Source organism: Streptomyces diversicolor, assembly GCF_057537855.1.
The window spans coordinates 20,695-32,550 of record NZ_BAAJXA010000058.1; the positions used below are offsets into that span (position 1 = coordinate 20,695).

Annotated in this window: 11 protein-coding genes and 1 pseudogene; 8 read left to right on the plus strand and 4 right to left on the minus strand. The window is 71.0% G+C overall.

Going from position 1 to position 11,856, the window contains the following annotated elements; translation table 11 throughout:
• The first annotated feature begins 51 nt into the window (after positions 1 to 51).
• The 3 genes from clpB (at position 52) to AC27LF_RS41000 (ending at position 3,877) form a co-directional block, all read left to right on the plus strand.
• Positions 52 to 2,649: an ATP-dependent chaperone ClpB gene (gene clpB / locus AC27LF_RS40990; RefSeq protein ID WP_479661517.1), complete on the plus strand. Its 2,598-nt coding sequence runs from the start codon at positions 52 to 54 to the stop codon at positions 2,647 to 2,649.
• Positions 2,646 to 2,891: a winged helix-turn-helix transcriptional regulator gene (locus AC27LF_RS40995; protein ID WP_479661541.1), complete on the plus strand. Its 246-nt coding sequence runs from the start codon at positions 2,646 to 2,648 to the stop codon at positions 2,889 to 2,891. The genes clpB and AC27LF_RS40995 overlap by 4 nt, the downstream gene beginning before the upstream one ends.
• Positions 2,892 to 3,349: 458 nt before the next feature.
• Positions 3,350 to 3,877, plus strand: a complete 528-nt coding sequence (locus AC27LF_RS41000; RefSeq protein ID WP_404024996.1) for a type III secretion system chaperone family protein — start codon at positions 3,350 to 3,352, stop codon at positions 3,875 to 3,877.
• Between the two features lie 39 nt (positions 3,878 to 3,916).
• On the opposite strand, the gene AC27LF_RS41005 is transcribed toward AC27LF_RS41000, so the two are convergent.
• Positions 3,917 to 5,131 carry a hypothetical protein gene (locus AC27LF_RS41005; RefSeq protein WP_479661518.1) on the minus strand — a complete coding sequence of 405 codons (1,215 nt, stop codon included), beginning with the start codon at positions 5,129 to 5,131 and terminating at the stop codon, positions 3,917 to 3,919.
• 201 nt (positions 5,132 to 5,332) lie between these two features.
• Here AC27LF_RS41005 and AC27LF_RS41010 point away from each other — a divergent pair, with 201 nt between their 5' ends.
• Entirely contained in the window at positions 5,333 to 6,076 is a 744-nt protein-coding gene (locus tag AC27LF_RS41010; protein ID WP_479661519.1) for a UPF0158 family protein, read from the plus strand.
• A gap of 40 nt (positions 6,077 to 6,116) precedes the next feature.
• Here the strand turns inward: AC27LF_RS41010 and AC27LF_RS41015 are convergent.
• The 3 genes and pseudogenes from AC27LF_RS41015 to AC27LF_RS41025 form a co-directional block, all read right to left on the minus strand.
• Positions 6,117 to 6,356: pseudogene (locus AC27LF_RS41015) on the minus strand (hypothetical protein); the annotation flags it as partial.
• Between the two features lie 12 nt (positions 6,357 to 6,368).
• A complete protein-coding gene (locus AC27LF_RS41020) occupies positions 6,369 to 7,322 on the minus strand; it encodes an FAD-dependent oxidoreductase (protein WP_479661520.1) in 954 nt (317 codons plus the stop codon).
• A gap of 10 nt (positions 7,323 to 7,332) precedes the next feature.
• Complete coding sequence (locus AC27LF_RS41025; RefSeq protein WP_487227769.1) at positions 7,333 to 8,808, minus strand: NsdA family TPR-like regulatory protein; 1,476 nt, start codon at positions 8,806 to 8,808, stop codon at positions 7,333 to 7,335.
• A gap of 346 nt (positions 8,809 to 9,154) precedes the next feature.
• Between AC27LF_RS41025 and AC27LF_RS41030 the strand changes: the two genes are divergently transcribed.
• From AC27LF_RS41030 to AC27LF_RS41045, 4 genes are read left to right on the plus strand one after another with little or no spacing between them, the layout of a single operon-like run.
• The gene (locus tag AC27LF_RS41030; RefSeq protein ID WP_479661522.1) at positions 9,155 to 9,508 is read left to right on the plus strand and encodes an ATP-binding protein; all 354 of its coding nucleotides are present in this window, start codon (positions 9,155 to 9,157) and stop codon (positions 9,506 to 9,508) included.
• Between the two features lie 43 nt (positions 9,509 to 9,551).
• Positions 9,552 to 9,947, plus strand: a complete 396-nt coding sequence (locus AC27LF_RS41035; RefSeq protein WP_479661523.1) for a hypothetical protein — start codon at positions 9,552 to 9,554, stop codon at positions 9,945 to 9,947.
• A gap of 47 nt (positions 9,948 to 9,994) precedes the next feature.
• Positions 9,995 to 10,861 (plus strand): glycosyltransferase family 4 protein, encoded by an 867-nt coding sequence (locus AC27LF_RS41040; RefSeq protein WP_479661524.1) that lies wholly within the window; start codon positions 9,995 to 9,997, stop codon positions 10,859 to 10,861.
• On the plus strand, positions 10,858 to 11,856 hold the full coding sequence (locus AC27LF_RS41045) for a D-2-hydroxyacid dehydrogenase (protein WP_479661525.1): 999 nt from the start codon (positions 10,858 to 10,860) through the stop codon (positions 11,854 to 11,856). The genes AC27LF_RS41040 and AC27LF_RS41045 overlap by 4 nt, the downstream gene beginning before the upstream one ends.

Here is an 11,856-nt window from a genome sequence, read left to right on the forward strand (position 1 = left end):
AGCACTGGGAGACGTGGCCGACAAGCCGACGCCGAGGAGGAGAACGCGAACGTGGACGCCGAGCTGACCAACAGGAGCCGGGACGCGATCAACGCGGCCAGCAACAGGGCCGTGACCGAGGGGCACCCGGACCTCACGCCTGCTCATCTGCTGCTGGCTCTGCTCCAGGGGCAGGAGAACGAGAACATCACCGATCTGCTCGCCGCCGTCGACGCCGACCAGGCCGCCGTGCGCTCCGGGGTCGAGCGGGTGCTCGCCGGACTGCCCAGCGTGACCGGGTCCACCGTCGCGCCCCCGCAGCCCAACCGGGAACTGCTCGCCGTCCTCGCCGACGCGAGTGAGCGCGCGAAGGAACTCGGCGACGACTACCTCTCCACCGAGCACCTGCTCATCGGCATCGCCGCGAAGGGCGGCGCGGCCGGCGAGGTGCTGACGGGGCAGGGCGCCGACGCCAAGAAGCTGCTGGCGGCCTTCCAGAAGGCGAGGGGAGGGCGCCGCGTGACCACCGCCGACCCCGAGGGCCAGTACAAGGCCCTGGAGAAGTTCGGCACCGACTTCACCGCGGCGGCCCGCGACGGCAAGCTCGACCCGGTCATCGGGCGGGACCAGGAGATCCGGCGGGTCGTCCAGGTGCTGTCCCGCCGCACCAAGAACAACCCCGTGCTCATCGGCGAGCCCGGCGTCGGCAAGACCGCGGTGGTCGAGGGCCTGGCCCAGCGGATCGTGAAGGGCGATGTGCCCGAGTCGCTGAAGGACAAGCGGCTGGTGGCGCTCGACCTCGGCGCGATGGTCGCGGGCGCGAAGTACCGGGGCGAGTTCGAGGAGCGGCTGAAGACCGTCCTCGCCGAGATCAAGGACTCCGACGGGCAGATCATCACGTTCATCGACGAACTGCACACCGTCGTCGGCGCCGGGGCGGGCGGCGACTCCGCGATGGACGCCGGCAACATGCTCAAGCCGATGCTCGCCCGCGGTGAGCTGCGCATGGTCGGCGCCACCACCCTGGACGAGTACCGCGAGCGGATCGAGAAGGACCCGGCGCTGGAGCGGCGCTTCCAGCAGGTGCTGGTCGCCGAGCCGACCGTCGAGGACAGCATCGCCATCCTGCGCGGTCTCAAGGGCCGTTACGAGGCCCATCACAAGGTGCAGATCGCGGACAGCGCGCTGGTGGCCGCCGCCACGCTCTCCGACCGTTACATCACCTCCCGCTTCCTGCCGGACAAGGCCATCGACCTGGTGGACGAGGCCGCCTCCCGGCTGCGCATGGAGATCGACTCCTCGCCCGTCGAGATCGACGAACTCCAGCGCGCCGTCGACCGGTTGAAGATGGAGGAGCTGGCGCTGAGCAAGGAGACCGACCCGGCGTCCCGGGAACGCCTGGAGAAGCTGCGCCGCGACCTCGCCGACAAGGAGGAGGAACTGCGCGGCCTGACCGCCCGCTGGGAGAAGGAGAAGCAGTCCCTCAACCGGGTCGGTGAACTGAAGGAACGGCTGGACGACCTGCGTGGCCAGGCCGAACGCGCCCAGCGCGACGGCGACTTCGACACCGCCTCCAAGCTGCTGTACGGGGAGATCCCGCAGTTGGAGAAGGAGTTGGAGGCCGCTTCGGAGGCCGAGGAGGAGGCCGCCAAGGACACCATGGTGAAGGACGAGGTCGGCTCCGACGACATCGCCGACGTCGTCGCCGCCTGGACCGGCATCCCCGCCGGGCGCCTCCTGGAGGGCGAGACGCAGAAACTGCTGCGCATGGAGGACGAACTGGGGCGGCGGCTGATCGGCCAGGCCGAGGCCGTGCGCGCGGTCTCCGACGCGGTGCGCCGCAGCCGGGCCGGCATCGCCGACCCCGACCGGCCCACCGGTTCCTTCCTGTTCCTCGGCCCGACCGGTGTCGGCAAGACCGAACTGGCCAAGGCGCTCGCCGACTTCCTCTTCGACGACGAGCGGGCCATGGTCCGCATCGACATGTCGGAGTACGGCGAGAAGCACAGCGTGGCCCGGCTGGTCGGCGCGCCCCCCGGGTACGTCGGCTACGAGGAGGGCGGGCAGCTGACCGAGGCGGTGCGCCGCCGGCCGTACAGCGTGGTGCTGCTGGACGAGGTGGAGAAGGCGCACCCCGAGGTCTTCGACATCCTCCTCCAGGTGCTGGACGACGGCCGGCTGACCGACGGGCAGGGCCGTACGGTCGACTTCCGCAACACGATCCTGGTGCTGACCTCGAACCTGGGCAGCCAGTTCCTGGTCGAGCCGACCACCAGCGAGCTGGAGAAGAAGGAGCAGGTGCTGGAGGTGGTCCGCGCCTCCTTCAAGCCCGAGTTCCTGAACCGGCTTGACGACGTGGTCGTCTTCTCGGCCCTGAACAAGGACGAACTGGCCCGGATCGCCCGGCTCCAGATCGACCGGCTGGCCGCGCGCCTGGCCGAACGCCGGCTCACCCTGGAGGTCACGCCCGACGCGCTGGCCTGGCTCGCGGACGAGGGCAACGACCCGGCCTACGGCGCCCGGCCGCTGCGCCGCCTCGTCCAGACCGCCATCGGCGACCGCCTCGCCAAGGAGATCCTGGCCGGGGAGGTCAAGGACGGTGACATGGTCCGGGTGGACGCCTTCGGCGACGGCCTCCTGGTCGGCCCGGCCACCGGCAAAACCCTCTGACCACCGCACGGTCACGACGGCCCGCCCCCTACCCGGGGGCGGGCCGTTGTGCGTGGACGCCGAGGGCCGAGGCGGCGGCCGTCAGCCGCACGCTCACGCAGACCCTGCGCGGGTCGGAGCGGGACGGGGCGGCGCACAGGAGCGCGTACGCGACGGTGCCGCCCGCCGCGGACCACCGCCTCACCGAGGCGGCCGAGGCGCTGCGCGACACGGGGGCGAGGCGCTGCGCGGCACGGGGGTGAGGTGCTGCGTGGCACGGGGGTGAGGTGCTGCGTGGCACGGGGGTGAGGTGCTGCGTGGCACGGGGGTGAGGTGCTGCGTGGCACGGGGGTGAGGCGCTGCGCGGCACGGCCGACGGCATGGGGTGGCCGGACCCGCCGCCACCCGGACGAGATGGAGGCCGCCCGGAACTGCCGCACCGTGCGGCGCCATGGCGGCGTGGGGTGAAGTGTGGTCCCTTCGCTGGCCGCCGTGCACGGTGCCGCGTGCGGACGGGTCGGGCCTGATCAGCGTACGGATCCGGCGGTCCGCTCGGTCGCTGTAGTGGTCCGTGCGACCGCTGCCGTCCCCCGGCCGCTCACCGCGGTGTCATCGAGCGGCCAGATCCTGTCAGCCGAGCGCCGACAGGCCACGTCGGGGCTTGCCACCACCCTCCCTGCATGGGGGAGGATGGCGGAATCCGCACGAAGGGAAAATCACGGTGAGCATCGACCCGTCCTCGATTCCGAACTTCGGGGGCCAGCCCGAGCCGCAGCCCCAAGGACCGGCGGGCCCCGTCGTCCCGGATCAGGACCTCGTGAAGCAGCTCCTCGACCAGATGGAGCTCAAGTACGTCGTCGACGACGAGGGTGACCTCGCGGCGCCGTGGGAGCAGTTCCGTACGTACTTCATGTTCCGTGGGGAGGCCGAACAGGCGGTCTTCTCCGTGCGGACCTTCTACGACCGCCCCCACAAGATCGACGAGAAGCCGCAGCTCCTGGAGTCGGTGGACGACTGGAACCGCAGGACGCTGTGGCCCAAGGTGTACACGCACACCCACGACGACGGCACCGTCCGTCTCATCGGCGAGGCGCAGATGCTGATCGGCACCGGCGTCGACCTCAACCACTTCGTCTCCTCGACGGTCAGCTGGGTGCGGGCCGCGATCGAGTTCGACAGGTGGCTGGCGGAGCAGCTGGGCCTCGAACAGGAGGTCAACGAGGCGGACAAGCCCGAGGGCGAGGAGTGACGTCCCGCACCGCACGGTGACACACGGCGGTACGGCGGCCTACAGCGGCGTGCGAGCCAGCACGACGAGGTAGGCGCCGTACCCGAAGGAGAGCCCGGCCAGGCCGCACACCACCACGGTGGCGTGCCAGGGCCGGGCTCTCGCCGTCCGCACCAGCGTCCGGGCCAGCGGCGCCAGCAGCGGGAACGCGGGCAGCAGGAAGCGCGGCTTGGACTCGAAGAAGCCGGAGCCGCCGAGCGCGATCAGCAGCAGGACGCCGCTGTAGACGAGGAGCGGGAGCGGGGCGCGGTCCACGACGAGCAGCGCGTACAGCAGGACCGCCACCGCGAGGATCGACAGCGCCACGGGGAAGACCAGCCGGCTGTCCTGGACCAGCAGCCCCCGGACGAAGCGCAGCGAGCCGCGCCCGAGGTCGAACCTCGATCCCCACAGCCGCTGCACCTCGAAGTAGCCGCCGAACGGGTCGCCCCTGCGCCGGCCCACCCACAGCACATACGCCGCCCAGCCCAGGGGCGCGAGCGCCGCGCCCGTCCACAGCCTGTGGGAAACCCGGCCGCGGCGCCGGCGGATCCGGTACGCCTCGCAGACCGCCGCGGCGAGCACGGCCGCGGCGACCGCGATGCCGTTGGGCCGGGACAGCCCGGCGAGCGCGGCCAGGCCGCCCGCCCACAGCCAGTTCCCGGCCAGCACGGCGTACAGGGACCAGGCCGCGAACGCGGTGAGCACGGGTTCCGTGTACGCCATCGACAGCACCACGGAGTGCGGCAGCAGCCCCCACAGCACCACCAGCGCCGTGCCCACGCCCGGCCCGTACAGGCGGGCCCCCACCGCGTGGATGCCGCAGGCGGCGATCCCGGCCGCGGCCCACGACACCAGCAGCCCCGCGGCGCCGCCGCCGAACGGGGTCAGGGCGGTCACGACCCGCACCAGGGCCGGGTAGAGCGGGAAGAACGCCAGGTCGCTGTGGATGACCGTCGGCTCGAAGAACACGGTGCGGCCGTAGCCGTGCGCGGCGATGCCCAGGTACCAGACGGAGTCCCAGGAACGGCCGAGCAGCGCCAGCGGCTGCTGGTCCCTGGCCCAGGCGGCCATGGCGAGCACGGCGATCCCGGCGAGCCGGGCGAGGGCGAACACCCCGAGCGCGACCCCGCTCGCCGTCAGGAGGGACAGCCGGGTCCGGGCGCGCTCCCGGGGACCGGGCTCCTGGGACGCCGCGGCAGCGGCAGGGACGAAGGTGGAACTGGCGTGGCTCACATTTCCGCAGCTTGCAGCGGTGAGCCCGGGGACGCGAGCAGTGTGCGCCCGAGCGGGTAAGCCCCACCCCCACCGGCGCGCCGCCGTGACAGAAACACACCCCGGCCCTCGCCCGCCCCGGGACCGGACGCCCACCACCGCCCCCCGGCCCGTCGACCCCGCCTAGCAACATCCCCGGCGGTGCACGCTACCGTCGGGGTCGTGGCCGATGGATGGGACGAGGACGGGCTGCGGGCCGTGCGCGGGGCTCTCCACGCGCGGGACGGAGTCGCGCTGCTCGCCGCGCTGGATCGTGGGCCCGTGAACGAGGTGCTGCAACTGGCCGGGGACGGTGTGGCCGGGGCTGTCGCGAGGGGTGTTGCCGGGGCTGCGGAGACGGCAGCGACGTTCCTCGCGGCACTGCGGGAGCGCGGCTTCCGGGGCGACGAGGAACTCGCCGACCTGCTGTGCACGGCCATGGGACGCGCGGCATCCCCTCTCCCGCGCCCGCTCGCGGTCGATCTGGAAGTGCTCGCCATGCTGCTGGAGGGTGACCCGGTCGAGTCCGGTGGCAGGATCGACCTGCGCACCGGGGAGTGCCGGGCAGCGTTCACCGACGAGTGGTCGCCGGGGCCCGAGGCCGAGGAAGCGGAGGATCCCGGGCCATGGCTGGACGTGCCGGCTCTGGGGTCCCGGGCCGCCTACCGGGACATGGAGCTGTTCATCGAAGAGGTGGGCGACCCCGCCCTCGCCGACCGGCTGCGCTGCGCCCTCGGTGGGAGGGGCGGCTTCCGGCGCTTCAAGGATGTGCTCGCCTGTGACGATCGCGTCCGGCACCGGTTCCGCCTGTTCAGCGATGAACGCAAGCGTGGCCGGGCCCGCGCCTGGCTGGCCGAGGAGGGCTACTGCCCGCTCATCACCTTCTCCGCAGCCCGCTCCGGTTCGGATCCCTCGACGCTGGAATGACTCTCGCAGCCCGTGCCCTGCATGGCCCAAGGAGGCCAGGTCACGGGCCCCGGCGACCACCCCGCAGCGCGCCGGCAGCGCTCGAAGTACGCGTCCGGCAGGCGCAGTGCCTCGGCGATCGCAAGTGCAGCTCGGGCAGCGTCCGGCGGGGGTCTCGGCCTGCCATGTCACCGAGCACTTCGCGTACGGCCGGGCGGCGGACGTCCTGTGCCGCGCAGCTCTCGGCGATGGGCAGGGACTGAAAGCCGTCGGCACGTCTGCCCTGCTGACGGTAAGAACGCGGACTCCGGCGTCACTTGGTGATAAGCAACTCCCGAGTTTCTTCGGCGCACCCCCACGACAGCGTGACGCCGGCGCCCCCGTGCCCGTAGTTGTGCACGATCACAGTGCCGTCCTCCCGCCGCTCCGCCTCGACGCGGACCGTGGCACGGGTCGGTCGAGCGCCGATCCGATGCTCCAGGACGCGGGCCTGAGCGAGGCGGGGCTCGACCTCGGTGCAGCGGGCGAGGATGTCGGCTGCCGCCTCGTCGTCGGGGGCGAGGTCGCCTTCGCCGTCGATGGCGGTGCCGCCCAGGACGACGGTGTCGCCGTGGGGATAGAAGCACAGCAGGTCCGGCGAGGAGCCGGTGTCCTCAGAGAAGAACTCGGTCAGCCCCGGGTTGGTGACGACGACGTGCTGGCCGCGGATGGGCCGGAGGTCATGGTCCGGGACCAGATCGCGTGCGCCGAGCCCCGTGCAGTTGACGATCATCGAGGCCGGGCACGCATCCGTGAGCGAGGCCAGCCGTCGCCGCTCGACCGTTCCTCCGGCATCGCGCAGCCGGCGCAGGAGGTAGTCGAGATAGGCGGGCATGTCGACCAGTGGCACGGTGAACCGGTAGCCCGCCGTGAATCCGGCCGGGAGTTCGGTCGGCTCGCACGGTCGGAAGCCCGGCAACGTCGTGGCCCAGTCAGGCGCGGCCTCCGCTGTGCGGGACGCCTCAATGCCGCTGGTGAGCCGCACGCCCGTGGCCGGGTCCTCGGCCAGCTCCCGGAAGATCTCCAGAGATCGTTGGCCCCAGTGGTCGACCTTGTCCTTCGGCTCGACCAGGTAGGGGCCCCACATCGCTCCGGCCGCCAGCGATGTGACGCCGGGCACCTGCTCGGCGATCACATGCACCGAAGCCCCGGCCTCGGCGAGAACGACGGCAGTGGTGAGCCCTGCCACCCCGGCCCCGACAACGACAACGCGCTCCCCTGCGGTCATGATCCTGACCCTAACCACCGGGTGACGACGAAGGGGCGTGTTGGGCAAGGGCGTCCTCCAGGATCGGCAGGAAGCTGCGCACGTGAGGATTGCGCTGCCGGCGACGAAGGTCTACAGCGAGCTGACGGAGCAGCGCCGCGCTACGAGGCGAGCGCACCACGTCGAGGCGGTCGGCAGCGATCTGGCCGATCCCGCAGGCCGCCTCCAAGTCCCCGTGGGCGCTGTGCCCCAGGGCCAGCCAGGCCCCCTCGAACAGGGCTCTGCGCTGGCTGGGGTCGCCACGCGGGACATCGTACGCTCCGGACCGGAGTATCTCGGTTCCCTGCGCGAGGAAGCGACGGCTCTTCGTGACGCTGTCCGTCTTCTGCTGCGCACGACCCATCTGGATGAGGCCGTAACCGGCCTGGCAGTCCAGGTGGATGTCGGTGAGGAAGTACATCCAGCGGGGCTCCTCCTGGCCGCCGTCCCGGCTTGCGATCAGTTCGCGGGCGGAGCCGCGGGCGTGGGCGAAGTCGTTGTCACGGCCGGCGGCGGCGTATGCGTAGGCCAGCCGGGACAGGACGGATGCCCGGACGACGGGCGGAGCGGCGTCGCTGGCTCGGCGTGCGGCCTCACCAAGGGCCACGGCGTCCGCGGGGTGGCCCCGGCTCGCCGCCTGGAAGGAGAGGTCGCCGAGTATGTGGGCGCACAGGGGCAGATCGTTGACCTGATGTGCGGCCCTCAGCGCCGTAGCGAAGTAGCGCTGTGCCAGACCGTGATCGGCCGCGTCGAAGGCCATCCAGCCGGCCAGCTGGCCGATCTCCGCGAGCGCGCGGATCAGACGGCTCACAACAGCGGGAGGGTGGCATCCTTCGCGGATCAGCAACCCCACCGCACGGAACTGAGCACCCACGTACGGAAGGTGACGTGCCCCTCCGTGCTCGTCGTCGAGCAGCTGGAGCATGGGCAGGTGCTGTTCCACCTGGTCAACGAGCGGATCGGTACCGACCGACAGCGTCATCCGGGGTGCGTACTGGCCGCGGCCCGCGGTGCCGTCGAGGTACTGGGCGACGATCGCGAGGAGTCCCGCGCCCGAGATCGCGAGGAAACGTCGTCGGTCGACGAGCCCTCCCCTCACCCAGTCCTCCATAATCGCCTCCATACCGTGCACGGTCCAGGGCCGTGCGAGATCCGTGTCCGCCGGGACGAGCGCCGAGGAGTCGCGCACACGGCCCTGCCACAGTTCGGTCACCGAGACTGACCTGCCCAGCTCCTGAGAGAGCACGTAGGCGGCCATCGTGGGTAACGGCGAGCGCGGCAGAGAACCGGCGTCCCTCCAGTGGTACGGCGCCGACTCAGCCACTGTCCCCGCCCCGAACACCCTGTTGAGCTTGCGAGCCAGTGCCTTCGGGCTCCACCCGAGTTCGTCAAGGCACTCCGCCAGCACGGCGTTGGGCTCCCCTGACTGCGGTGCCACGTGCGACCACCTCTTGCCCGAGTGGTTCATCCGTCACCTTACGCGCTTCCCATGGTGACGGCCTCGATCGAACAATTCACCGCCCGCTCAAGGAAGTTGACCGAGTTGACCCACTGATCGGGTCCTGCGCGACCGGCGTCCTCCGGTCTTCTTGGATCCCGGCGAGAGGCGCCGCCTTCGACACGGACGGAGAAAGAGGTGAGTCTTGACGCACCACACGAGCGCATCCCAAAGCCGTCCGGGCAGTGTGCTGGAGCGCAGGATTCGGCGACCGGCCTGCGTCCCCGGACACGGGCCTGCCGATGGCGACGGCACGACCACACTGATCACGGATCTGCCGTACGGGCCGAAAGCGGCCGAAGTCGCTCGGAGCGCCGTGGCGGTAGCACTGCACGACGCCGAGGCGGACCTTCTCGATGACGCCCGCCTGATCGGATCGGAACTGGCGACGAACGCGTTCACCTCGGGCAGCCCGCCCCTGGTCCTGTGTATCGACCGTAGGAGTCCGAGCACAGACAGCCTGGTGATCGAGATCACCCTCACCGACGGCGGCTGTTCCTGCCCCGGGCCCGCTTCTCCTCCTGCTCCCGACGAGGAGGTCGAATCGGGACGAGGGCTGGTCATCGTCGAGGCCCTGGCCGATGCATGGTCGCTGACGACCGGCACCCACGGCACCCGTGCCTGGTGCCGGCTCACCCGAGGGGCCGGCCCTTCGCCCGCCGACACCTGATGTCCACGCCTGCGCGATCTCGCTCTCCAAGGAGGCATACACGGTGCGCATCGACCATGCGACTCCACCGCCCTCGCCCACGGATGTGCCGAAGGCCGCTCGCCAACCCCGTGTCATCGTCGTCCTCCACGAGGGCTTCTACGGCGCGGAGTCGGGCACCGGCTTCAGCAACCGAGCCTTCCTCACAGCTCTCGCTCGCCTCCTGCCGACGGGCCGCCTCTCGGTCGTCACCCCGCGCGTGCCGGAAACCGCGGGAGCGCACGATCAGCGGTGGGTCGGCGAGGTCCAGCGAACGCTGCGGCAAGCCGAGGCCGACGTCATCACGATCCCGTACGTCCAGGCGCCGCCCGAATCGGTCACGGATCCGTGCAGATGTGCGACCTGGCAGGCGAGGCAGCGGTACGCATCGAAGATCGCGCGAGCCGCTGCCTCCTCATAGGTCTCGACGTCCCGTTCCTCGGGCTTGCCCATTACACGACACCGACCATGGAACTTCTGCTCGTACCCCGCTCCACCACCGCGCTGACGCAGCCCAAGGACATGCACCGAGTCCGCTGGGAGCGTGACGCCCTGCGGACAGCGACCGCCCGAGGGGGGCGAGTCGGCGCCATCTCCTCCCACATGCGACGTCACCTCATCGTCGGCTACGGCGTTCCTCGGCCGAGCATCGTGAGCATCCCGAACGGGCTGATCCAGGAGGAGATGACCAGGCCGGCAAGTGCGCCACCCGTGCCCTTCAAGGCCCGGGCCGGATTCCTGCTCGCCATGGGCCGCGCCGTGCCCACCAAGGGCTTCGAAGACCTCCTGGAAGCACTGCGCATTCTGAAGGAGCGCGAGGTCCGCGTTCCGCACCTGCTCCTGGGGGCTGTGACTTCGGGCGATCAAGAACGCCCGACCTCGTACCAGGAGGGCCTTGCGGCCCGCATCCACGCGTACGGCCTGGACGCGACCTTGATCACGTGCTTCACTCCCGCGATCCGAGCCTGGCTGCACAACCCGGCCCTGCGCGCGGTAGTGGTTCCCTCCCGTGAGGAGCCCTTTGGGCGGATACCGCTGGAGGCGTTCGCGGCGGGCGCGGGCCCGGTGGTCGCAACGCGTGCCGGCGGACTGGCCCAGACCGTCGTCGACGGCGAGACCGGCTTCACCGCAAGGCCACGGGATCCCAGGTCCTTGGCCGCCGCCCTTCACCGCGCCCTGACCATCTTGCCCCGTGAACGCGAGCGGTTCCGGAAAGCCGGGACGGCACTGGTGCGCTCACGCCACGACTACGAGGCGAGCATCGGTTCCGTCATCAACCGCATCGCTCCGTGGGCATTGGCGCAGTCGCCCATCGTGGACGGTCGATCACGATGAACCGGCCGGTGGTGTTGATCAGCCTGAAGTCCCCGCACTCCTTGTGGCAGTTGTCCGCCGAGCATGAGCGTGCCTTGTCTGCCGCCTTCCCCGACATCGAGTTCCGCACGGCGAGGGAGGAAGACGTACCGCGCTTACTTGCCGACGCACACGTCTACTTCGGGTGGAGATTCGAGTCGTCGTGGCTGTGCGGCGCTCCTCGTCTGAGGTGGATCGCCTCGCCGGCCGCCGGCACCGACCATCTGCCCGTTGCCGAGGCGCACTCCGCCGGGGTGGCCCTGACCCGCTCGTACGGGTTTCACGGCAAGCCCATGGCAGAGCACGCCATGGGTCTGGTGCTGGGATTCTCCCGCGGACTGTTCATGAGCCAGCGCGTCCAGCGGAACCGGACCTGGTGGAAGGACGATCTGGCCGAAGGGTTCTTCGACCTCGCCGGGGCGACGATGACCATCGTCGGCTGCGGCAGCGTCGGAGGACACCTCGCCCGTGCCGCCCGCGCCTTCGGCATGGACGTCATCGGAGTACGGCGGACACCGCCGGCGGCGACCGAAGGCGGCATAACGTGGATGCGCACGTCGGCGGTGCGACAAGCGGTCTCCGTCGCGGACGTGGTGGTCGATCTGCTGCCCGCCACTTCGGCCACGGACCGCTTCTTCGACCACGATCTCTTCTCGTCGTGCAAGCCCCGGTCCCTCTTCCTCAACCTCGGCCGCGCGGCAACCGTCGACCAGTCGGCCCTCCTGGCCGCCCTCAGCGCCGGTCACCTTCGCGGCGCGGCCCTGGACGTCTTCGCCCCGAAACCGCCGCCCGCCCGTCATCCGCTGCGGCTCCACCCTCGGGTCGTGCTCACGCCGAAGAGCTCAACGCTCTGCCGCGCGTACATGGACGAGGCAGTCGCGTTCTTCGCCGACAACCTGCGCCGCCACCTTGCCGGTCGGCCGCTCCACGGGCTGGCCGAAGTCCCCGCTACCCGCTCTCCGATTACAGGAGGCTGA